At 22.9% G+C, this 24,586-nt stretch carries 21 protein-coding genes; 7 read left to right on the top strand and 14 right to left on the bottom strand.

Annotated elements, in window-relative coordinates; translation table 4 throughout:
- The first annotated feature begins 2 nt into the window (after positions 1-2).
- Positions 3-893 carry a YcsE-related riboflavin metabolism phosphatase gene (locus tag NPA14_RS01750; protein ID WP_257075655.1) on the top strand — a complete coding sequence of 297 codons (891 nt, stop codon included), beginning with the start codon at positions 3-5 and terminating at the stop codon, positions 891-893.
- A 32-nt stretch (positions 894-925) separates the two neighbouring features.
- On the opposite strand, the gene NPA14_RS01745 is transcribed toward NPA14_RS01750, so the two are convergent.
- Positions 926-1,978 (bottom strand): MAG5150 family histidine triad lipoprotein, encoded by a 1,053-nt coding sequence (locus NPA14_RS01745; RefSeq protein WP_257075653.1) that lies wholly within the window; start codon positions 1,976-1,978, stop codon positions 926-928.
- Positions 1,979-2,096: 118 nt separating this feature from the next.
- Between NPA14_RS01745 and ligA the strand changes: the two genes are divergently transcribed.
- The 3 genes from ligA to NPA14_RS01730 all read left to right on the top strand — a co-directional run bounded on the left by ligA (position 2,097) and on the right by NPA14_RS01730 (position 6,113).
- Complete coding sequence (gene ligA / locus NPA14_RS01740; protein WP_257075652.1) at positions 2,097-4,088, top strand: NAD-dependent DNA ligase LigA; 1,992 nt, start codon at positions 2,097-2,099, stop codon at positions 4,086-4,088.
- 3 nt (positions 4,089-4,091) lie between these two features.
- The gene (locus NPA14_RS01735) at positions 4,092-4,844 is read left to right on the top strand and encodes a triose-phosphate isomerase (RefSeq protein ID WP_257075651.1); all 753 of its coding nucleotides are present in this window, start codon (positions 4,092-4,094) and stop codon (positions 4,842-4,844) included.
- Positions 4,845-4,925: 81 nt separating this feature from the next.
- Positions 4,926-6,113, top strand: a complete 1,188-nt coding sequence (locus NPA14_RS01730) for a phosphoglycerate kinase (protein WP_257075650.1) — start codon at positions 4,926-4,928, stop codon at positions 6,111-6,113.
- 34 nt (positions 6,114-6,147) lie between these two features.
- Here NPA14_RS01730 and NPA14_RS01725 read toward each other — a convergent pair whose 3' ends face one another.
- Positions 6,148-6,759: a nuclease-related domain-containing protein gene (locus tag NPA14_RS01725; RefSeq protein WP_257075648.1), complete on the bottom strand. Its 612-nt coding sequence runs from the start codon at positions 6,757-6,759 to the stop codon at positions 6,148-6,150.
- 104 nt (positions 6,760-6,863) lie between these two features.
- Here NPA14_RS01725 and NPA14_RS01720 point away from each other — a divergent pair, with 104 nt between their 5' ends.
- Together NPA14_RS01720 and NPA14_RS01715 are read left to right on the top strand one after the other, a co-directional pair.
- Positions 6,864-7,469: an FMN-dependent NADH-azoreductase gene (locus tag NPA14_RS01720; protein WP_257075647.1), complete on the top strand. Its 606-nt coding sequence runs from the start codon at positions 6,864-6,866 to the stop codon at positions 7,467-7,469.
- 143 nt (positions 7,470-7,612) lie between these two features.
- Positions 7,613-9,697: a bifunctional UDP-sugar hydrolase/5'-nucleotidase gene (locus tag NPA14_RS01715; RefSeq protein WP_257075646.1), complete on the top strand. Its 2,085-nt coding sequence runs from the start codon at positions 7,613-7,615 to the stop codon at positions 9,695-9,697.
- Positions 9,698-9,722: 25 nt separating this feature from the next.
- On the opposite strand, the gene NPA14_RS01710 is transcribed toward NPA14_RS01715, so the two are convergent.
- Positions 9,723-10,448 carry a phosphotransferase gene (locus NPA14_RS01710; protein WP_257075645.1) on the bottom strand — a complete coding sequence of 242 codons (726 nt, stop codon included), beginning with the start codon at positions 10,446-10,448 and terminating at the stop codon, positions 9,723-9,725.
- 81 nt (positions 10,449-10,529) lie between these two features.
- Here NPA14_RS01710 and lepA point away from each other — a divergent pair, with 81 nt between their 5' ends.
- Positions 10,530-12,332 (top strand): translation elongation factor 4, encoded by a 1,803-nt coding sequence (lepA, locus tag NPA14_RS01705; protein WP_257075644.1) that lies wholly within the window; start codon positions 10,530-10,532, stop codon positions 12,330-12,332.
- A gap of 35 nt (positions 12,333-12,367) precedes the next feature.
- Here lepA and NPA14_RS01700 read toward each other — a convergent pair whose 3' ends face one another.
- The 11 genes from NPA14_RS01700 to NPA14_RS01650 all read right to left on the bottom strand — a co-directional run bounded on the left by NPA14_RS01700 (position 12,368) and on the right by NPA14_RS01650 (position 24,465).
- The gene (locus NPA14_RS01700; RefSeq protein ID WP_257075643.1) at positions 12,368-14,752 is read right to left on the bottom strand and encodes a phosphoketolase; all 2,385 of its coding nucleotides are present in this window, start codon (positions 14,750-14,752) and stop codon (positions 12,368-12,370) included.
- Between the two features lie 97 nt (positions 14,753-14,849).
- Positions 14,850-15,491, bottom strand: coding sequence for a deoxynucleoside kinase (locus NPA14_RS01695; RefSeq protein WP_257075642.1), 642 nt, complete (start codon positions 15,489-15,491; stop codon positions 14,850-14,852).
- Positions 15,475-16,125 carry a deoxynucleoside kinase gene (locus NPA14_RS01690; RefSeq protein ID WP_257075641.1) on the bottom strand — a complete coding sequence of 217 codons (651 nt, stop codon included), beginning with the start codon at positions 16,123-16,125 and terminating at the stop codon, positions 15,475-15,477. The genes NPA14_RS01695 and NPA14_RS01690 overlap by 17 nt, the downstream gene beginning before the upstream one ends.
- Before the next feature lie 51 nt (positions 16,126-16,176).
- On the bottom strand, positions 16,177-16,653 hold the full coding sequence (greA, locus tag NPA14_RS01685; RefSeq protein WP_257075640.1) for a transcription elongation factor GreA: 477 nt from the start codon (positions 16,651-16,653) through the stop codon (positions 16,177-16,179).
- Between the two features lie 50 nt (positions 16,654-16,703).
- Positions 16,704-17,453, bottom strand: coding sequence for a BC85_0335 family putative methyltransferase (locus tag NPA14_RS01680; RefSeq protein ID WP_257075639.1), 750 nt, complete (start codon positions 17,451-17,453; stop codon positions 16,704-16,706).
- On the bottom strand, positions 17,419-17,859 hold the full coding sequence (gene ruvX / locus NPA14_RS01675) for a Holliday junction resolvase RuvX (RefSeq protein WP_257075638.1): 441 nt from the start codon (positions 17,857-17,859) through the stop codon (positions 17,419-17,421). The genes NPA14_RS01680 and ruvX overlap by 35 nt, the downstream gene beginning before the upstream one ends.
- Entirely contained in the window at positions 17,852-20,491 is a 2,640-nt protein-coding gene (alaS, locus tag NPA14_RS01670; protein WP_257075637.1) for an alanine--tRNA ligase, read from the bottom strand. Before alaS ends, ruvX begins: the two co-directional genes overlap by 8 nt.
- Positions 20,492-20,502: 11 nt before the next feature.
- The gene (gene mnmA / locus NPA14_RS01665; protein ID WP_257075636.1) at positions 20,503-21,618 is read right to left on the bottom strand and encodes a tRNA 2-thiouridine(34) synthase MnmA; all 1,116 of its coding nucleotides are present in this window, start codon (positions 21,616-21,618) and stop codon (positions 20,503-20,505) included.
- Positions 21,619-21,662: 44 nt separating this feature from the next.
- Positions 21,663-22,895, bottom strand: coding sequence for a hypothetical protein (locus NPA14_RS01660; RefSeq protein ID WP_257075635.1), 1,233 nt, complete (start codon positions 22,893-22,895; stop codon positions 21,663-21,665).
- The gene (locus NPA14_RS01655) at positions 22,888-24,138 is read right to left on the bottom strand and encodes a hypothetical protein (protein WP_257075634.1); all 1,251 of its coding nucleotides are present in this window, start codon (positions 24,136-24,138) and stop codon (positions 22,888-22,890) included. The genes NPA14_RS01660 and NPA14_RS01655 overlap by 8 nt, the downstream gene beginning before the upstream one ends.
- A 3-nt stretch (positions 24,139-24,141) precedes the next feature.
- Entirely contained in the window at positions 24,142-24,465 is a 324-nt protein-coding gene (locus NPA14_RS01650) for a hypothetical protein (protein WP_257075633.1), read from the bottom strand.
- Positions 24,466-24,586 lie beyond the last annotated feature (121 nt).

Here is a 24,586-nt window from a genome sequence, read left to right as displayed (position 1 = left end):
AAATGAATTCTAACAAATTAAGAAATAATCTTAAAAATAGAATAAAAATGGCGGCTTTTGATGTTGATGGCACTATAATGCCGTTTGGAAATCCTGAATTTAGTCCGGGAATCAAAAGAATGTTTAAAGATTTAAAATCAAATAATATATATTCAATAATATCAACTGCAAGAGATTTTGTTACTATAGGTAATTTTTTAGAACAAATTCCAGAAGCCAATTATTTTATTGGTGCTAATGGAATGTTTATTTTTGATAATCAAAATAAAAAATATTTATATGAAAATTCTATAAAACTTTCTGATTTGATAATTTTTTATGAATCATTGTTTGGGAAAGAGATTCAATATGATGAAAACGGGAAAGTTAAAAAATTTAAGGATTTAGAAAGTTTTACTGTTCCTGATATGAAATATATATATCATTCTCCTCAGATAAATAAAAATACATGATTTTTGACTCCTCATCAAAATAAATTAAAACCAATTAATTTTGAGGAAATAGATAAAGAACATATTCATATCATAACATTAACCTCTTTTAATCAAGAAGCAACTGATCGTTTAGAATTGTATGTTTCTAAAATAATAAAAGATAATAATTTATCATTAGAAGTTACTTCTAAATGAAATAAAGGTATTTTTGTTACGCCAAAAAATGTAACTAAATATCATGCGTTAGAAATTTTAGCTAATCATTTAAATTTAAGTGTTAGTGAGAATATGATAGCTTTTGGTGATAGTACAAACGATTATGAAATGTTAGAAAATGCTGCTTTTAGTGTTGGTTTAGGAAATCATGACCCAAACATTAAGATTATTGCTGATTATCATGCTGATCTAGTTGAAAACGATGGCGCTTATAAAGCGTTAAAGGATTTAAATATTTTATAAATAAAAAATAAGATATTTTTTTATCTTATTTTTTATTTTTCAATGTTATTTTTATCAATATTCAAAATATTAATAAAATTTTCAAGAATGTTTAAAATTTCATTATAGTTTTGTGAATAAGCAGTTAGTAAGTTATTTAAATTTAAAATTTTTAGTTCTTTAATATTTTCTATTTTGGTAAAAAATAATTCAATATTATTTTGAAAATTATTAAAATCATTATCATTATCTATTTTATTTTGTTTTATATTGTTAATAATAATTTCTTTTTGATTTTCACTATTATTTAAATAGTTTTGTAATATTTTGACAAGCACAATAGTTAATTGTAACATGTTAGCATTAGCGTGTGAATGGTTGTGATTGATAATTTTAGAATAATCAAAATCTTCTATATTATTTTCTGAAATTGATATTAACATATTATCATTTATTAATGTTTCTTTTAAAAATTTTAAATCATTATTTAAAAATATTATTCAATTTTGCATTAGAGGCAAATCATTATTTAAAATTTTATTTTTATTCTTTAGTATTAAACTATAACTAAGATTAGAAGAATTTAAAAAAGAACTTATCTTATTACTATTATTAATTAATTGCGTTCTTAAGTCTTTAACAATTAAATCAATTGTTTCAATTAATTTTGATAAAGTTGAATTATTTTCTAAGAAAGTATTTTTTAAGTATTCGCTACTTTTACTATATGTTTGAATATATTTAACAAGGTTATTTAAATTAATATTTGAATTGTTACTATTAAAAACGTTTTTGCCATATATTTCTTCGGTTGTTATAAAATTTTTAAAAAAATCATTAATAATGAATTCTAATAATTGTTTTTCATTTGTTGATACTTTAGATTCATATAAATTAAAAGGATTCATATTACCAGAATTAAAAGTAAGATTATTTTTTATATATATTAATTTATATTCTAAAGAATTTGTTAAGTTCAACAAATTTTGATTTAGCAAACTTAATGTATTTTTTGATTCTTTATTTTCACATGAAATGATTGTAAGTGGTAATGTTGCTATAACTGTAATACTAGGTAATATTTTTGCAAATAATTTTATTTTCATGTTTTAATTCTACCTGAAATTAATAATTTTTATTATTTTTATATTTTTTTGTAAAAAAATATATTTTTTACTTAGAAATGAAACTTTTTTTAACATAATAATTAAAAGAAAGGCAAAAATGGAGCAAAAAGATATAAAGGAAAAAATAAAAATATTGGTTAATAATATCAATCGCTGAAATCATGAATATTATGATTTAGACAATCCCACAGTGAGCGATTTAGAATATGATTTAGCTTTAAGAGAATTAGAAAAATTAGAACAATTTTATCCAAATTTAATTTTAGATGATTCACCAACTAAAAAAATTGGTTCAAAAACAAATAATAAATTCAAAAAATTTAAACATAAAAAACCAATGTTATCTTTAAATAAAGCTTATAACTATGAAGAAATATCTAAATTTCTTGATAATATTTTAAAAATTGTCCCAATAAACGATGTTACTTTATTTCTTGAACCTAAAATAGATGGTCTTTCAATTTCATTACATTATGATAAAGGACAATTGATAAGAGCTGTAACTAGAGGCGATGGAGTTGAAGGAGAAGAGGTAACTGAAAATGTTTTGGCTATAGATAATAAACTTAAATCAATAATGTTTTTTGATTATATTGAAATAAGAGGAGAAATTTTTCTTTCAAAAGAAAAATTCAAAGAATTAAATGAAATTTCACAACTAAATAATGAAAAAACATTTGCTAATCCTAGAAATGCTGCTTCAGGTACTTTAAGACAATTGGATTCTACTATAGTTAAAGAAAGAGGATTAAGTTTGTTTTTGTATGAAATAGTAGAACCAGAAAAATATGGTTTAAAAACACAACATGAAGTAATTAATTTTATAAAAAATATCTCTCTTCCTATAAATGATTATTTTAAAATAGTTGATATTGAAGATCTAGAAGAAGAAATTAATAATTTTTCTTTAGTAAAAAATAATTTGCCTTATGATTCCGATGGATTAGTTATTAAATTAAATAATTTAATATTTTGAGAAAAATTAGGCAAAACTTCAAAATTTCCTAAACATTCTATAGCTTTTAAATATGAAGTTGAACAGGCAAAAAGTAAAATTTTAGGCATTAAAGCTACTGTTGGAAGAACTGGAAAAATAACTTATATTGCTTCTATAGAACCTGTTGAACTTAACCAAACTATTGTACAAAATGCAACATTACATAATTTTAATTTTATAAAAACTTTAAATATTGATATAGGCGATGAAGTAGCAATTATCAAAGCAGGAGAAATAATTCCTAAAATTATTGCCAATCAAACAGTTAAAAATACTTTAACATCTTATAAAAAAATTATTTATTGTCCTTCATGTAATGAAAAACTTATAGAATATGAAAATAATGTTGATCAATTTTGTCTTAATAAAAAATGTCCAGATATAATCATTAACTCAATAATTCATTTTGCTTCAAGAAAATCTATGAATATAACTGGTTTAGGAGAAAATACTGTTAAAGATTTATATAAGGCAAATATTTTAAAATCAATAATTGATATTTTTAATTTAGAACAGCATAAAGAAAAAATAACATCCCTACCTAAATATGGTGAATTAAAAGTGAACAATTTGCTTGAAAATATAGAAAAAATTAAAAATACTGAATTTGCCAAAGTTTTATTTGCTATAGGAATAAAACATGTAGGACAAAGAGCATCTCAAATTTTTGCGCACTATTATAAAAATTTTAGTGAATTAATTGATGATAAAAATTTACAAAAAATTAATAATTCTTTTAATATTGGTCCTAAAATTATTTTATCTGTTAAAAAATATTTAAACGATACTGACAATATTGAATTATTAAAACAATTAGATAAACAGTTAATATTTGTGAAAAAAAATGATGTTAATTTACAAAATACAAAATTAAATAATTTAACTTTTGTAGTAACTGGAAAATTAACTAATTCTAGAGATTATTATCAAAATTTAATAGAAAAAAATGGAGGAAAAGTATTATCTAATATAAGTAATAAAACAGATTATTTACTTGTGGGAGATAATGCTGGTTCAAAATTAATTAAAGCTCAAAAACTGAATATTAAAACTATAAATGAAACTGATTTTTTAAATCTTTTAGAGGATTAAATAATGAAAAAAATGCTAATGTTGGCTAATTGAAAAAATAATTTAGACTATTTAGAAACTAAAAAATTTATTAAAGAGTTTAATAATTTAATTGAAGCTAATTCTTACAAAAAATCTTATGAAAATATTTTTAAAACTTATGAAATTATAATTGCTCCTTCATACATTGGTTTAGGAATTCTTTATGAGAAACAAAATAAATATTGGAAAATTGGTGCACAAAATTTATCACTTTATAAAAAAGGACCTTTTACTGGTGAAATAAGTGCAGAAATTTTAAATAAATTAAATGTTAAGTATGTAATTTTGGGCCATTCAGAAAGAAGAAGATTTAATTTTGAAAATAATTATGACATATATTTAAAAGCTAAATTGGCTTTAGAAAATAACATAACGCCAATTATTTGTGTTGGAGAAAATAGTATAGAATATCAAAAAGGTATAACTAAAGAAATAATAATAAAACAATTAGAAGAAACTATAAAAGATTTGGATAAAAGTCAAATAATAATTTCTTATGAACCTATTTGAGCAATTGGAAATATAGCAGCTGATGCGCAAGTAGCTAATGATGTATGTAAATTTATAAAAAAATGATCAAAAAATCAAAGCAAAGTTTTATATGGTGGCAGTGTCAATAAAATTTCTATTGTTAAATTGGCTAATGCAGAATATATCGAAGGTTTTCTAATTGGCAATGCTAGTTTAGATCCACAAAGTTTTTTTGATTTAATAACTTATAAATTAAACAATTAAAATTAATTCTTCTAATTTTTTTAACAATAAATATAAAACTTTATAATATAAATTATAACTTTAAATTTAAGGAGTATTTTTATGAAAAAAACAATTAATGACTTAACTTTAAGCGGTAAAAAAGTCATAATGAGAGTAGATTTAAATGTTCCAATTAATAATGGAATTATAATGTCAAATAAGCGAATTGTTTCTTCATTACCTTCAATTAAAAAAATATTATCTGAAGATGCTAAATTAATTTTACTTTCTCATTTAGGTAGAATTAAAAGTGATAACGATTTAAAAGCTAAATCTTTATTTCCAGTAGCTATTGAATTAGCAAGATTATTAAAGAAAAAAGTAGTTTTTGTTGAAGAAACTAAAGGTGCAAATTTAGAAAAAGCTATTAATGAATTAAAAAATGGTGAAATTCTTTTAGTGCAAAATACTCGTTATGAAGATTTAAATGATAAATCAGAAAGTAAAAACAACGAAGAATTAGCTAAATATTGAGCTAATTTAGGGGATTGTTTTGTAAACGATGCTTTTGGAACGGCACATAGAAAACATGCTTCAAATTATGGAATTGCAAAATTTTCTAAAGAAACAGCTATTGGTTATTTAGTTGAAAACGAATTAAAAGCTTTAAGCAAATTAACTAATGATCCTGAAAAACCATATATGGCCATTGTGGGGGGGAGCAAAATTTCTGATAAAATCCCAGTTTTAAATTCTTTAATTGACAAAGTAGATCGTTTATTCATTGTTGGAGGAATGGCTTATACTTTTGAAGTTGCAAAAGGTAGAACTATAGGAACATCATTATATGATGCCGATCATTTAGAATTTGCAAAAGATTTTTTAGCTAAACATGGTGAAGATAAAGTATTTTTACCTATAGATTATGCTGTTGTTGATAACTTTAGCGATGAAAAACCAACTATCTGTGAAGTTAATATTCCTGATGGAAAAATGTCCTTGGATATTGGACCAAAAACTGTGAAAAAATTTCAATCAGCAATGAAAAAAGCAAAAACAATTGTTTGAAATGGTCCTGCAGGAGTAATTGAATTTAATAATTTTCAAAATGGAACTATTGGATTGATGAATGGCATAGCGAATTTAAAAAATGCTTATAGTGTTATAGGCGGTGGAGATAGCGCTGCATTTGTTGAAAAACAAAATAAAGAACATTTATTTAGTCATGTTTCCACAGGTGGCGGTGCTACTTTAGAATTATTAAAAGGAGAAGTTCTTCCTGCGATTGAAATAATTAATGAAAAATAGGTATTTAATAATACCTATTTTATTATTAATAACATTATTTAAAAAAATTCTGAAGTTTTTCTATTTGTTTAGGATCTATATTTTCTCTTTGATTTATTGAATTAATAATATCTTCTAAAATCAATATTAAATTACTGTCGTTAGCAATAACAGTTCAATTAGGTAAATTATTAATTTCCACTAAATTATTATCAGGAAAAACTACAATAGATAAGACAGGAATTTTAAATCCTAAAGCATTATAAAATTGTTTAATATGTATAAAATTTTGATATATAGGATTTTTTAAAACTTTTGTTTTATTATTCTTTAGAAGATTTATTGTTTTATTGTTAGCTTCTCCTGTTATTTTTCCTTCATAATATTTAGTTTCAAAAATAAAAACTATTTTTTCAGTTATCATTAAAGCATCTAATTCACAATTCATTTTATTATTTTGATTAATAAAAACATTTGAATACAATATTAAATTATTATTTTTAGCAAATTGTTTAATTTTTTCTTTGATATGTTTTTCAAAAATTAAGCCTTTTGTATTCTTTTTATTTTTTTTGAATTTAATTACTATATATATAATTAACAAACTTAAAATAAAAATTGACATAAAAACTATACTCATTATTGTTAATTTTTCTTTTTCTGTCATTTGGTCCTCATAAAATAATTTATTTATAATAGTTTAATAATAAATTATTTTCTTCAATGTATAATAAAAATATTAGATTTCTTAAATTGAAAGGAAAATTACTTATGGAAAGTAAAATTAAAAAAATATTAACTATAAATGGATCAATTATATCTGATTCTATTTCATGAAAAACCAATTTAAAATTAATTGAAAAAATCAAAAAAAATAATCCTGAAGCAGAAGTGCAAACAATCGATTTAAATAATACAGAATTAGCTAAAACTATTATTAGTACAAATAATTTTGCTAATTTTTGAGAAAATGTAAATTCAGATTATTACATTGATTTATTAAAATCTGTAGATTTATTAGTAATCAATACTCCTATGATTAATTTTAGTTACTCAATTTTAGTAAAAAATTTTATTGATGTTATTGCAGTGGCAAATAAAACTTTTTCTTATAAATATTCTAAAAAAGGTGATGCGATAGGATTATTAAATAATTTAAAAGTTATTATTGTTGCATCTCAAGGAGCCCCATTAGGTTGATATCCTTTTGCAAATCATATAAGTAATTTAGAAGGAATATTTAATTTTTTAGGTGTAAGAGAAATTAAAAGTTTATTAATTGATGGAACTAAAGTTGCGCCTAGAAATACTTTATCACATGAAGAAATTATTAATGAATTTGAAAATAAAATTGATGAATTAATTAGTCAAATCTAATTTTAAAATTGCATATGATAAAATATGCAATTTTTTATTTTTTTTCATATTTTCTTATTTTTAAATTTCATTTATGAATTGATAAATAAATATTTTTATAAAATTAAATATATTTAATTAAAAAAATATTAAAACGAGGAATTATGAAATTAAAAATTAAAAAATTATTTTCAACTGTTATAAGTGCTGGAGTTTTATTATCGCCTTTAGCTTTTGCAATAGCATGTAATGATACTTCAAAAACAACAAAAGATGATGAGAATATTTTGCCAAAAAAACAATTTTCACAAGAAGAAATTAAAAAACAACAATCACTTTTTGATGATTTTGAAAATAAATATAATAGCGCTTTAGAAACTAAGGCAAAAGAATATACAACTAAAAAAGCAGAAATTGAAAAAATGAAAAATTCAACTGAAGCTCAAAAACAAGCTAAAACTGCAGCTGAAGAAGAATTTAAAAATTGATTAAGTGCAACTAGAACTGAATTTGCTAATTTAAAAGCACAATACAATGAATTATTTAATAAATTAAAAGAAGTAGAAGAATCAAGCATAATTAAAACAATTAAAATTTATCATACAAATGATGAACATGGAAGAATTTTATTTGATGATGGTAGATTTAACAATTATTCAGGTCTTGAAGGTTTAGCTCAATACATGGAAGGCTTACCAAGAGATTTACTTTTATCAGCTGGGGATTTAATACAAGGATTACCATTGAGCGATTCTGATAAAGGTAAAACAATTACTCAATTAGCTACTGAATTAAAATATGATTCAATTGCAGTTGGTAATCATGAATTTGACTATGGATTAAATACTTTATTAGAATTAAATAAAATGTCCACAGAAAAAAATACTCCATTTTTATCTGCTAATATTACTTGAAAAAATGATGGAACACATAATGGAATTCAACATAAAGCCGGAGATCTAGTATTTAAACCTTATATTATAAAAAACATAAATAATTATAAAGTAGCAATAGTAGGTATTACAACACCTGATACTGCTTATACTTCTAATCCAAAAAATTCTGTTGATGTAACTTTTAATGATCCAACTGAATCGTTTAATAAAATTTCTCAAAAATTAAAAGATGAAGAAAAAGTTAATTTTGTTATTGCTCTTACACATTTAGGAGTAGGTAGAAATGAAAGAAATTGAGAATCTATTTATTTAGCACAAAATGCAAAAGATTTAGATTTAATTTTAGATGGTCACAGTCATACTAAATATGAAGCTCAAAAAGTAGAAAATAGTCAAACTTGATTAACACAAACTGAAGCTTATACTAAATATTTAGGAGATATAACAATTAGAATAAACAGCGAAACTGGTGTAATTGAATCATTAAGATCTAATTTAAGAGATATTAATCAAATTCAAGTTGCTAGAACTGGAACTAGAAGCGCAAAATATGAAGAATTAATTTCAAAATTAGAACAAGAATATAATAAAGTTAATAATGTAATAGTTTTCAATAATTCAGTTAATTTTATTCATGCAACTAGAATTAAAGTAGGTAATTCAAATTACGCCACAGGAAGAGTTAAACAATCTAATTTAGGAACATTTGCTGCTGATGCTAACGTATGAAAATTCATCGTTGAAGGCGGCGTTAAAAATCAAAGTGGCAAAGCAGAAGCTACTTTAGATAATACAATCGGACTTATAAATGGTGGTGGATTAAGAACTGATTTAGCCACAGGTGAAGTAAAAAGAGGGGATATTGTAGGTATATCACCTTTTGGAAATAGATTAGTAGGACTGGAAATTTCAGGAACTATTTTAAAACAAGTTTTTGCTCATTCAGTAAATAAAATTAAAAGCGGTGGTTATGGACAATGATCACACAATGTTAGTTTTGAAGCATCTGCAACAGAAAATAATAAAAAGTATACATATGCTATAAAAGAAGGAACATTAAAGATTAACAACAAAGATATCGTAGATGATCAAAAATACTATTTAATAACAAATGATTATCTAGCAGTAGGTGGCGATCAATACGAAATGATAAACAAAGATAAACAATTAGAAAATGTACAATTAGTTTATGAAGGTGATGCAATAGCTGATGTTATTGGTGAATATGCAAAAAAAATCACAGAACAAGAAGTACAAGAAAATAAAAATTCTATTTTATGAAAAATGGAAAAATATTCTCAAGAAACAGCAACTAATTTCATCAAAATTGAATTTGAACCAACAACTAAGTAAATACATAAAAAACCAATAAATTAATTTATTGGTTTTTTATTTTTAATTCTTCTAATAATTGATAAATTTTATCTTCAAAAGGTTTATGAGAAAAATGTAATTTTTTTTGTGAATATAATCATAATATTACTAAATAATTAACTAAAATTTTATTTTCAATTAATTTAGTTTGATCAAAATTTTTATATTTTTTTAAAAAATACTCTTCTTCTTCATAGTTTAAATTAGATAATGTAATAAAGTATGCTAATTCAAAGTGAAAATCACCCATTGAAGCATATTCTCAATCAATAAAATAAATTTTATGATCTTTTTTTAATAAATTATTTGTTCATAAATCATTATGCAATGGTCAGTTATTATTTTGTTGTTTTAATATCTTTTCTATTAAATATTTATATTTATCAATAACTTCTAAGTTAATATTTTTTCTTTTTAATTGTTTTCAATATCAATTTATTCTTTTAAAATGATTTGTTTTTGGAAATACTAAATTAGAATTATGAAGTATTAACATATTTTGAGCTATTAATGTTAAATTTTCTTTACTAATAGTTATTTTTTCGGTTTCAATAAATTCTCATTTACTTTTAAAATAAGTATTTTTAAGTAATTTAGGGACAAAAGTAAATATTTTTAAAATTTTATAATCTATCTTATGGTTAAATTTGTTTCGCTTTTTAATTTGCAAAAAATAATCATCTTTTTTATAACTTTTATTTGTATATCCAATTGTAATTTTTGTTTTCATTTTGACCTTATTTGTAATAATTGACTTTATAATATATTATATATATTATAAATAACTATTTATATAATTTAAAAGGCAAATATGCAAAAAAATAAAATAAGAAATTTTTCAATTATCGCTCATATAGATCATGGCAAGAGTACTTTAGCAGATAGAATATTAGAATTAACAAATACAGTAAGTAAACATGACATGGATGATCAATTTTTAGATCAAATGGATTTAGAAAGAGAAAGAGGCATAACAATTAAATTAAATGCCGTTCAAATTAAATATAAAGATTATATTTTTCATTTGATTGATACTCCTGGTCATGTTGATTTTACTTATGAAGTTTCTAGATCATTAGCTGCATCAGAAGGCGCTTTATTATTAGTTGATGCTACTCAAGGTATTGAAGCACAAACTTTGGCAAATGTTTATTTAGCATTAGAAAATAATTTGCAAATAATACCTATAATTAATAAAATTGATTTACCTTCAGCAGATATAGAAAAAACAAAAAAAGAAATTGAAGAAACTATTGGTTTATCATGTGAAAATGCAGTAGCTATTTCAGCTAAAACAGGATTAAATTGTGAAAAAATCTTAGAAGCAATTGAAAAATTTATTCCAGAACCCAAAAATGCTGATGATAATAAACCTCTAAGAGCATTAATTTTTGATTCTTATTTTGATGAATATCGTGGCGTTATCATGTTAATAAGAATTTTTGAGGGGAAATTAAACGTAGGGCAAAAATTTAAATTTATGTCAATCCAAAAAGAATATCATGTTGCAGAATTAGGGGTTAGAAATCCTAAAGAAACTAAAAAAATGTTTCTTGAAGCTGGAGAAGTGGGTTGAGTAGCTGCTACTATAAGAGATGCAAGAGAAGTTAATGTAGGAGATACTATTACTAGTGTTGATAATCCTGCAAAGGAAGCATTACCAGGATATAAAAAGAAACAACCTGTTGTTTTTACAGGATTTTATCCTGTTGATACAAGAGATTATATGGAACTTAAAGAAAGTCTGGAAAAAATTTCATTAAGTGATAGCTCTATAACTTGAGAACAAGAAACCTCAAAAGCATTAGGATTTGGTTTTAGAGTAGGATTTTTGGGAATGTTGCATATGGAAATTTTACAAGAAAGATTGAATCGTGAATATCATATTGGAATAATAGCAACTTCACCTTCAGTAGAATATAAAATTTATAAAACTAACGGAGAAATTGAATATATTTCTAATCCTTCTTTATTGCCTGATAGAACTTTTATAAAAAAAATAGAAGAGCCATATATATTAGCGACCATTATATTACCTTCTTCATATATAGGCAACATTATGGAATTATGCCAAGGCAAAAGAGGAATTTATAAAGATTTAGTTTATATTGATGATAATAGATCAAAATTAATTTACGAAATGCCATTATCAGAAATAGTTTTAGATTTTTTTGATAGATTAAAAAGTTTATCTAAAGGATATGCATCTTTTGAATATGAACTTATAGGTTATCGTGAAAGTGATTTAGTAAAAGTAGATATTTTATTAAACGGTGATAAAATTGATGCTTTTTCAATCGTTGCCCAAAAAGATTTTGCCTATCCAAGAGCAAGAGATTTGTGCGAAAGATTAAAACAAGAAATTCCAAGGCAAAATTTTGAAGTCCCTGTTCAAGCTGTTATAGGTAATAAAGTAATAGCAAGAGAAACTATTAAAGCTTATAGAAAAGATGTTACAGCTAAGCTTTATGGAGGGGATGTAACAAGAAGACAAAAATTATTAAAAAAACAAAAAGAAGGTAAAAAAAGAATGAAAATGCTAGGAAGTGTGGAAGTTCCTCAAGAAGCTTTTTTAAATATTCTAAAAACTAATTTAGATAATAAAAATAAATAAAAACTGCTTATTAATTTAAGCAGTTTTTATTTATTTTATTTCTTAAGACCTTCTCATTTTCATTGTCTTACTTCAGGCATATCAATACCATATTCTTTAATAAAGATATTGTGTTCAGAAACTTTATTTTCCATTTCATCAACGAATTTTTTAGCTTCTTCTTTACCATAAACAGCAATTGCAGCAGTTTGAGCGATATGGAATCTGTCCATTTCGCTCATTAAACGAATGTCAAATGAGGTTGTTATATCACCATTTTCTCTATATCCATGTACATGTAAATTATGGTTATTTCTGTTGAAGAAAATATCTCTTATTAAACCTTCATAACCGTGGAAAGCAAAAACCACTGGTTTATCTTTAGTAAATATCGCATCAAATTCATAATCAGTCAATCCTCTTGGATCAATATTTTTAGTACGAAGTCTTAATAAATCAACAACATTTACAAATCTTATTTTTAAAGTAGGGAATTTATGATTTAAATATGAAATAGCAGCTAATGATTCTAATGTAGGTTCAGTACCTGCAGCAGCAATAACTAAATCCGGCTTTTCTTCTAAAGTACAAGTTGAAGCTCAAGGAACTACTTTTAATCCGTTATTAATTAAAATTTGTGCTTCTCTTGCTGAGAATCATTGTTCTCTTGGTTGTTTAGAGGCAACAATTAAGTTAATGACATCTCTTTCTTTAAATGATTTGTCTAAAACAGCTAATAATGAGTTAGAATCAGCAGGAAGATATTCACGTATTAATTCAGGTTTTTTATCTGCTAAATGTCCTAAAATACCTGGATCTTGATGAGTATATCCATTATGATCTTGTTGAAATGCTGTTGAAGTAGCTATAACATTAAGTGAAGGATAATCATTTCTTCATTCAACTTTTTTAGCTTTTGCTACTCATTTCATATGTTGAGTTAACATTGAATCAACTACTCTTAAAAATGATTCATAAGAAGCAAACATTCCATGACGTCCAGTTAAAACATATCCTTCTAAAAATCCTTCAGCTTGATGTTCTGACAATTGTGAATCAATTACTCTACCAGCTGGAGCTATCGCTTCATCTAATTGTGTATCAATTCTTTCTAATCATTGTCTATTAGTTGTTTTTAAAACATCAAACATTCTATTTGACTTAGTTTCATCTGGTCCAAAAATTCTAAAGTTAGTAGGATTTAATTTTATTACTTCTGCAAATCATGTACCTGCTACAGCCATATCTTGTGATTTAATTTCTCCAGGTTTTTCGAAATTTAATGCTATATCTTCTCATTTTGGTAATTTTAATACTTTTGGATTAATTCCACCATTGGTAATAGGATTCATAGCCATTCTTTTGTCGCCTTTAGGAGCCAATGAAGCAAATTCTTTTTTGAATGAACCATCTTTATTAAATAATTCATTTGGTTTGTATGATTCTAATCATTTTACTAATTGGGCTTTTTTAGCTGCGTTTTCTGATGAAACGGCTAATGGAACTTGATGAGATCTAAAACTTCCTTCATAGACATTACCATCAATAGCATGTGGACAAGTTCAACCTTTTGGAGTTCTAACAACTAAAGCAGGTCAAACAGGTCTGGTTGCTATATCAGCAGAAAATTTACGTGCTTTTTCTTGTATTTTTTTAATTTTTTCTATGGCTTTATCGAATGCCTTGGCCATTAATTTATGAATACCAACTTGATCAAAAACATCAGCTTCAACAAAAATAGCTTCTCAACCGAATCCGGCTAATAATTGTTTTATTTCTTTATCAGTTTTACGCGCTAGAATTGTTGGATTAGAAATTTTTCCACCATTAATATGCAAAATAGGTAAAACTGCACCATCATTTACAGGATTTATAAATGAAGATGAATAAAATCCGGCCATTAATGGTCCTGTTTCAGCTTCACCATCACCTATAACAGTTGCAGCAATTACTTCAGGATTATCTAATATTGCTCCTACTGCATGTGATATTGAATATCCTAATTCGCCACCCTCATGAATAGAACCAGGAGTTTCAGGCGCAGCATGTGAAGCAGTACCTCCAGGGAATGAAAAACGTTTAAACATTTTAGTCATACCTTGAATATCTTGAGTTATTTCAGGGAATAATTCAGTATATGAACCATCAAGATATGAATTAGAAATCATTACTTGACCGCCATGTCCAGGGCCTTCGATATAAAACATATTAAGATCATATTTATTAATAACACGATTTAAATGTGCATAAATTAAATTTTGTCCTGGGATAGTTCCTCAGTGTCCTATAGGATAAATTTTAATATCTTCATCTACAAGTGGTTTTTGTAAAAGAGGATTATTTCTTAAGTACATTTGTCCAACAGATAAATAGTTAGCTGCTCTTCATCAAGCATGTACTCTATTCAAATATTTACTTGAATTGTAGTCTTTTTGACTCATATTGTCCTTTCATTCTTCTATTTTAGGAATTTAAATATATAGTATATATATTTTACCTAATAATTATATGTTAATTTTAAAATTAAAATGTTTAAAACTATAAGTTATTTATTTTTGATTCCAAATTTTTGATTACTTCAGCTAAAATAGTTTCACTATTTTTATTATCTGCTTGTATTATTACGTAAGGAATTTTATATTTTGTTACTAATGAAATGAATAAATCTTTATAAATTTCATGTAATAATTTAAAATATTCTATATTAGAATTTAAATTATTTACTTCACTTTTTCTATCTCTATTTTTTAATCTTTCCAAAAAAGTTTCAAAAGATATATCTAAAAAAATGGCCAAATCAGGATTATGATTTAAATTGATAATTTCGTGAAACATTTTGTCAAAAGCTTCTAAATAACGTTTGTTTTTATAGCTAAGAGTGGCAACAGCAAAAATATAATGTTCTAAATTAAATCTATCTAAAAATAAGAAATTATTTTTATTTCTTTTATAATCGTTTGCTATTTTTTGTATTTTATTTTGTAAATTTTCTAAAATGTAAGTTTGAAAAGCTATGTTTATATTTTTTTTATTTTCATAAAGTCATTTTAAAAAGGTATTAAAAACTAAATCATTATTATCAAATTCTTCCATTAATAATGAATTAGAATAAATTTGATGTAATTTTTGACTTAATGTACTTTTGCCGGCGGCAATCATTCCACTAATTGCTATTATCATTATTTAATCCTTTATTTTCTATTATTTTTTTTGCTTTTTCAAATACTTCATTTTCATTTAAATTATCAGTTTCAATAATAAAATAATTCAAATTGTATTTTTGTGCTAATTCAATAAACATGGGTTTATAAGTTTGATATAAAGTTTTAAAATATTTTTCATTTGATTCTCAATTATCTATTTCGACTTTTCTACCTCTAGCAAATAAACGTTTTTTAAAAGTATCAAAATTCATATCCAAATAAATTATTAAATTTGGTAATTCTTTTTTTGTTATTAAAATATTAAAAAGTTGTTGATAACCATTTCAATATTGTTTAGGTAAATTTTTTAAATTTATGTAGGCAAAAATATAATGTTCTATCGAAAATCTATCCAAAAATAAATAATTATTATTTTCTTGATTTAAATTAATTATTTCATCCAATTTGCTTGTGTGATTTTCGACTACATAAGTTTGAAAACTTAAAGCTAAATTAGGTTTTTTTTCATATAATCACTGTAAAAAAGTATTAAAAATTTCATCATCATTTTCAAATTCACTTAACATTGCAGAATTTTTATAATAATTAGCTAATTTATTTGTAAGAGTACTTTTACCAGCACCTATCATTCCACTTATTCCAATAAGCATAAAATTTATTCCTTAAATAATGTTTAAAAAAATAAGGTATTAAAACCTCATTTATTCAACTTTTAATACTTTTATCGAATATTTTTGTGGAACTTCAACTTCAACTATTTCACCTATAGATGCTTCAGCTATTGCTAAAGCTAAAGGTGACATGTTTGAAATTTTATTTTCAAATGGATTAGTATCGTGACTACCCATAATAGTAACTGTATAAGTTTGATTTTTTTGAATATCTAAGTATGTTACTTTAGAACCGATACCTGTATAAGTTTGTTTTTGAGATTTATCATATACTTCAGCTTTTTCTAAAATTTCTTCTAATTCTAAAATTCTACCTTCTATTTGTGCTTGTTTATCTCTTGCCGCATCGTATTCAGCATTTTCAGAAAGATCACCTTGTGCTCTAGCTTCTTTTAATTCAGCTTGAACAGCAGGTCTTTGAACTAAAATTAAATTATCGTATTCAGCTTTATATTTATCATAAGTTTCTTGTGTTAAGAGGATTTTTTCTTTTTCACTATTTGGCATTATTCTCCTTAGATAATTATTTTACTATTTATATAATATTATTAATTATTTTAATCTTTTACTATATATAAAAATTTATTTTTAACATAACTTACTTCATAACGAATATTTTGATATTTTAATTTACTAATTAGTTGTTTTAAATCAGTTTTACTTTGATTTTTTTGGCAAATAATTAATAAACCATTTTTATTTAAATTTAAAAAAAATTTTTCAAAAATTTGATTATTAGTTAAGTTAGAATTAATAGCAATTATTAAATTAAATAATTCATTAGTTTGATTAATTATATGTGTTTTTTTATTAAAATAATTTGGATATTCTAATACAGCATTATTTCAATTTTTTATATCAAAATTATTGCTTATAATGCTATTTTCTCCTTGTGCTAAGTATTGCATTGTAGCATACTCGTATTCAATATTTTCGCCAATTAATAAATTTTTTTTTGATTTATTTAAATAGGTTGAATTAATTAAATTTTCTAAATCATAATCATCAATTTTAATTTTAAAAAATTTTTTTAAATCTAAAGGAGCAGTAGCTAATTCTTCTCCTCTTAATTCTAAAATGTTTAACTTTGTTTGAGCAAGTTCTTTATTAAATATTTCTTTTTTTATTTTCTTAATTTTTAATTTAATAATAATAAAAGTTATAAAAGCAATAGCTATAACAACAAAAATTGAAATCAATAAAATTAGTTTGATTAAATTATTATTATTTTGCTGAGTTTGACTATTAAAATTTTGAGTATCTAAAAAATATTTATTCAAGATATTGTTCAATTTTTTTACCTCCATAGTCTAAAAAATCTTGCAAAATAATTTTAGCAGCCACAGTATCTTTTAATTCTCTTCTTTTTTTTATAGATAGATTAGCACTTTTTAGAATATTGATACTTTTGATTGTTGAACCATATTCTTCTACAAATAATATTTCTTGTGTAAATATTTTTTTTATTTTTTGTGCAAAATCAATTATCATTTTACTTCTTTCGCTTTTATCACCATTACTTCTTAAAGGTAGACCTATGATAATTTGATTAATTTGATATTTTAAAAAATATTCTTTTAGTGCATAAATTATTTTTTCCAAATTATTTTCTTCAAAATAGATAGTTTCTAATGAAATCGCAATGTTATTGGTTTGATCACTTATAGCAAAACCACAAGTTTTAGTGCCAATATCTAAAGATATTTTACGCATTATTTAAAATTTCTATAATTATTTGATCTAAATTATTTAATAAGTCGATTGTTCCCATTGCTAATATTGGTGAACCACCACCTCTACCTTGGGTTTTTTCAGCTATTTGTTTAAATAAAAGATTAGCATTTGAAACTTTAGTTGCTACTACTAATAATAATTTATTATTGTTTTTTGCTCCTAAGAAAACATAAGAATTAGGATATTTTTCTCTTAAAGTTGAAGCAATTATTTTAATTTGTGTTGCATCTAAATCTAAATTTAAGTATATTTGTTTACCATTAATATTTATAAAGTTTATATTATCATAATCAAAGTTTATAGTTGCTTTTTCTTTATTAAATATTTTGTAATCATCTCTTACTTTTAAAATTAATTTGTTAATTAATTTATACTTATTAAAATTATCCAGTTTATCAAAAGAATATTCTAATTGATAATTTGAATTTAATTGTTTTACTTTAGAAATTAAATTATTTAACTCTTTTAAATAAAAATCACACTGTTCATGATAGTATTTATCTACTAATTTATTTGAAGTAACTACTCTTATTCTAAATATTCCTGCTTGTTTTCTTTCAACAGCAACAATTTTAAAATTTTCTAATTGAGAACTATATTCCAAATGAGTACCGCCACATAAATCGCTGGTGATGTTTCCTCATTTAACTAAACGTACATTATTTTGATCCATATATTCTGTTTCTTCAATAGTCATAATAGCGTTCATTTCTTTAGCTTTTTCTGTAGTTGTTATAATATATTCTCTTTTAATATTACTTTTAATAATTTCTTGCATTATTTTTTCTATTTCTAAAATTTGTTCATCAGATGGTTTTTCTTCCGCAGGAAAATCAAAAGTAAATCTTTCATAAGTTATATCTGAACCTAATTGTTGAATTTGTGGTCCAAGAACTTTTCTTAAAACACTAAAAACTAAATGAGTTGCTGAATGATTGCGGGCTAAATTTAATCTTTTTTCTTTATCAACAAAACATTTTATTAAATCTTTATTATTAATATTTCCTTGTACTTTGTGAATATGATTGCCAAATTTATCTTTAAATACATCTAAAATAATTATTTTTTGATTATTTTGAATTAAATATCCTTCATCATGATTTTGTCCCCCGGCTGTAGCATAAAATGGTGTTTGATTTAAAACTAAATATGAAATTTGCTCTTTATCAGCTTGATCAATGGAATTTTCTTTATTTAATAACATTAAAACATTTGATTCTGATTCTAAATGTGTATAACCAATAAAATTGTCAATTTTATTTTTAATTAAATTTAATGAATTAATTACCTCTTTCATTCCTTCCATTTTTTCTCCTCTTGATTTATTAGCGTGTTCTTTTTTAGCTTTTTCAAATTCTTCTAGATTAATTTTTAATTTAAAATCTTGAGCTATTTCGCTAGTTAATTCAATAGGAAAACCATAAGTATCTAACATTTTAAAAGCAAAATAACCGTCTATTTCTTTTTTATTATTTTTTAAATATTCTTCTAAAATAGTTTTGCCTTTTTCAATTGTTTTATGGAATAATTCTTCTTCTTGTTTAATAATTTTAGCTACATATTCTATATCATATTCAAAAGGAAGTGAATCGTGTACTACAGGAACCAATTTATAAAGAAAAGTATCAATAATATTTAATTGTTTAGCCTTGTAAATTGATCTGCGAATTAATCTTCTTATAATATAACCGCGACCATAACTGCTAATTTTAGCGCCATCTGCTATAGCATTAACAACTGTTCTTATATGATCTGCTATAACCTTAAAATTTTGATTAATTAGAGTTTGATTTTCTTCTTTGATAAAATAATTTTCGCTTTTATATTTGTAAGTTGTAAATGATTGAATTTTATTAATTATATCTGCAAATAAATCTGAATCATAATTGGTAGGAGCATCTTGTAAAATAGAAACTAATCTTTCAAAGCCTGCGCCGGTATCAATATTTTTTTGTTTTAATTCTGTATAGTTATTTTCTCCATCGTTATTAAATGTTGAAAAAACAATATTTCAAATTTCAATGTAACGATCATTTTCTATATCATTAATTAATAATTCTAAACCTCTTTTATCATATTTTTCGCCTCTATCAAAAAATATTTCGGTATTAGGACCACAAGGTCCATTTCCCACATCTCAAAAATTAGTTTTTTTATCACCTGCAATGATATGATTTTCTTTAATACCTAAACTCATTCAAATTTCTTTTGTTTCTAAATCATCTTTATAATAAGTAAAATATAATTTTTCTTTTTTAATTTCTAAAATTTTAGTCAAATATTCAAAAGCATATTCAATTGCTTCTTTTTTAAAATAATCACCTATTGAAAAATTACCGAGCATTTCAAAAAAAGTATGATGTCTTGCTGTTTTTCCAACATTTTCAATATCATTGGTTCTAATTGCTTTTTGGCTATTAACTAAGCGATTTTTAGGTGGGATTTTTTTACCTGAAAAATAGTCTTTTAAAGTTGCAACTCCAGAATTAATTCATAATAATGAAGGGTCATTTACAGGAATTAAAGATTTTGATGAAATTTCTAAATGATCTTTACTTTTAAAAAAGTCTATTCAACTTTGTCTTATTTCTTTTGAAGTTAGTCTTTTCATTTTATTCCTTTTTACACGTAATTTAATTCGTTTTTTTGAAAATATATTTTTTCAATAATTGCTCCACCTATACATTTATCACCATCATAAAAAACAACTTGTTGCCCAGGTGTAACAGCTTGAGCTCCTTGAGGATAATATACTTTAATTTGATTATTTTCTAAAATTTTAATGTTTACTTTAGTATCTTTTTGTCTATAACGAAATTTAGCAGTTAGGTTGTCGAAATTAAAATCATTATTATTTAAATTTAATTGAGAAGCCAATAATTCATCAGAAATTAAATAATTTAAATTAGAGCTCGGCGCTACAAACAAAATGTTTTCTTTTACATTTCTTCCACAAACATAGTGAGCTTCACTCATTCCACCTAAATTTAATCCTTTTCTTTGTCCAAGAGTATAATAATAACAACCTTCATGTGTACCAATTTTTTCTTTGGTAACTATACTTACTATATTTCCTGGCTTCATTGGAATATAATTTTGTAAAAATTTGGTGAAATTTCTTTCGCCTATAAAACATATTCCTGTTGAATCTTTCTTTTTAGCAGTAGCTAAATTTTGTTCTTCAGCTATTTTTCTAATTTCTTTTTTTGAATAATTAGCTAAAGGCATTAAAACTTTTTCTAATTGTTTATGAGTTAATTGAGCTAAAAAATAGGTTTGATCTTTATCTTGGTCTTTGGCTCTATATAAATTACCATTTTCTACTTTTGCATAATGCCCCATTGCTATATAATCAGCTTTTAAATTAGTAAAAGCATAATCTGCAAAAGCTTTAAATTTAATATATTTATTACATAAAATATCAGGATTAGGAGTTCTGCCTTTAGCATATTCTTGAATAAAATTTTCGAAAACATCATTTCAATATTCTTGAATAAAATCTATTCTATGTAGTTTTATATTTAATTTATTAGCTACTAATATTGCATCTTGATAATCTTGTTCTTGAGGACAAATGCTTTGATTGATATGTTCATTCCCAAGAAAATCATTATTTAAAGAAGAATCTCAATTTCTCATAAATAAGCCTTCAACATCGTATCCTTGTTGCTTTAATAAATATGCTGCAACCGAAGAATCTACACCACCAGACATTCCTAAAATTACCTTTTTAACCATAAAAACCTCATTTTGATATTTTTATACTAATTAATTTTATAATGTTATTTAATTTCTTTAATAATATTATTTTTAAATAGTTCATTTAAAATTGCTGTGTTAGAGTTATTTTGTTTTTGAATAAATTCATAAATAAAAGTTAAATATTCCATAAAACGAACAAAATAACCTAAATCCATTTCATTTTCTATATTGATTTCAAAATTTAAATTCTCTTGAATTGTTCTTTTTTGTTCTTTTAACAGATTATTTACATTTATTTTAAAAGGCAAACAATTATTTACATATTTATTTAGATTATTTTGTTTTTCAATTCACTCATATTTAGTTAATGATTGATTATTTTTAAAATTTCAAAAAGAAAAACTAATTTTTTTATTATCTTGTAAATAATTCAAATAATCATAATCACTTTCTTTATAAATTAAATAATTATGTATAAAAAAACCATTGTTTTCTATATTTGAAAATAATTGTTTATATCATTTTTCAAAATTAGTTAAATTTTGTGAGCTACGAATATTTTCAAATTGATAATATTGTGAATTTATTTTTTTAATTGCTAAAAAATATAAACAAGTATCATTATCAATTTTTTTACTAAAGAATTCATAATTTACTTTATTTAAACCTTTAAAAAATAATTTTTTATCAAAGTTAGAATTAAATAAACTTAAAATAATACAATTAGACGTTAAATATTTCTCATTTAAATCATTAGAAAAAAGAATTGTTTGATAATTATTATTTATTAATTCGTTAAATATGTTGTTATTTTTATTTCCTATAAAACAAATAAATTTTCTACTATTTTGAATTCCTCATTGACTTTCTAATAGTTTTCTAAATTCTCTAAATAAAATATCTAAAACTATATCATTGGTTTTATAGTTAATATAGTAAATTGCAAATTTATTTTTATCTACTAAAGAAAGATAATAAATTAAATTATCAGTATTCGTATTTTCATCAACAAAAATTAATTTTCTATTATTTTTTTTGTTTATCAATTCTAAAGCTTCTTGCAAAAAAGTAATATTTTTAATTATGGAACTATTTGCAATTATTACAATTTTTCTAATATTTTCTTGATTTCAAAGCGAAAAAATTTGATCTATATTATTTTGAATTTTTTCAGAATATTTATCATTGTTTTGAAAAAATAATTCTTCTTTATTGAAAAATTTATTTAAGTTATTAGTAACTCATTTAAGATATTTATTTAAAAGCTCTTTATCATTAAAACAATTTGTATTTAAATTAATTATTTTATTCATTTTGCCCTCAAAAAATAAAAGGATCTTTATTTTCTAAATATAAATTAAAAATTTGTTCTCAATATATTAAAGCAATTAATTGTCCTAAAATAAATTCATCTTCACCCAAAATTTTAATTAAAACAAAAGCTGAATTATTAAGTGTCGTCAAACTATTAATATAACTCTTTTTTATTTTTAAATTAAGATTACTTAATTTATTTTCTTTAAGTTTTACTGGTAAATCTTTTAAATATAATTCATCATTCAATCTATAATTAAATTTTTCTTTTGTTATATAAAACAAATTAACATAATAATCTTTATAATTTAATAAATATTGATTAACATCATTTAAGTCATTAGGAATTAATAAATTATTTAGGATTTGTTTATTAAAAATGTTTTTATATTTAAGATTAGTTTGATATTTTAACAATGCTTCTAATTTTGACTCTAAACTTATCATTAATAATGTATTTTTTTGAGTTTTTAAATTTTGATTTATATAAGCCAATTGGAAAGCAATATTTTGTTGTGCTTCAAAAGTAGTAAATTCATTTGCAGCTAAAGAATATCCAGTTAACATTTCTTTAATATTCAAGTGTTTTAAAGAAGACAAAATTAAAATAATTTCATTGAAAAAAGCAAAATTATTATGTATTATTGAGGGAATAATCAATCTATTTTCCTCTTTTACATCTAAATATTTTAACTGTAATTCAACATCTTCTTTAACTACTAAAAAAATATTATTTAAAGCCTGATAATAACCAAAATTATTTTGAAATTCATTTATAAATAAATTAATAATTTCTAATGCATAATTATTATATTTTTCTAAAGAAGCATAAATAATTTTTGTAGTTTTTTTATTTAATAAAATTTTTATTTTAAAAAATTGCTCAAATAATTCATTATTGGCATTTTCCATGTCAATAAAATAATATTTAATTTGATTATCTTTCATTAAATCAGTTTGTAAAAGAAAATTATCAATTATATTTCAAATAGCAATAATATTTTTAGTTGTTATAATAATTAAATCTTTAGTATTAAAATCTAATATCCTATTTGTTAAATCTTTTATTCTGCCCAGATTATATTCAGAAAAATTTAATGCTAGTTCGTGAAAACTTAAATGTTCAAAACTTTCAACATTATAATAAGTAATATCTTCCTGAATTTTTTTTAACTTATTAACTAAATTAATATTATTAAAATCTGGATAATAATTGAAAGTTTTTAATTCTATTTTAGCCATTTTTTACTCTATTTCATTCAAAAGATGTTTTTTTAAATTTTTAAAACCATTTTTAGTTTCAACTAAGTTATAACTTTTTTGATTTTTAATATATAAAGGATGTAAAATTTTAAAATTAGCTATTCCTTGTAAATTATCATTGTCAATATGTTCAATTTTTACATAAATATATTGCCCAATAGTAAAATTATTTAAAAGTTCTTTTTTAGAAAAATCAGATAAAAAATTTTTAGGAATAAAAAAATTGAAATTTTTATATTCTGTTGCTATTCCTTTAGCAGTAATAGCAATGATTTTAGTTAAAATAATATTACCTTTTGAAATCATAATTTATATTATATATCTAACGTTTATATATTCATTAATTTAAAAGTAATTTATAATAAATTCAGTCTTTTTTGTTTTTTTAAATATAAAAAAAATAATTAAATAATATAATTAAGATACT

Source organism: Mycoplasma sp. 1018B, assembly GCF_024582675.1.
Lineage (GTDB): Bacteria > Bacillota_I > Bacilli_A > Mycoplasmatales > Metamycoplasmataceae > Mycoplasmopsis.
Note: the sequence above shows the minus strand (reverse complement) of the source record. Positions and strands in the feature narration are given on the sequence as shown.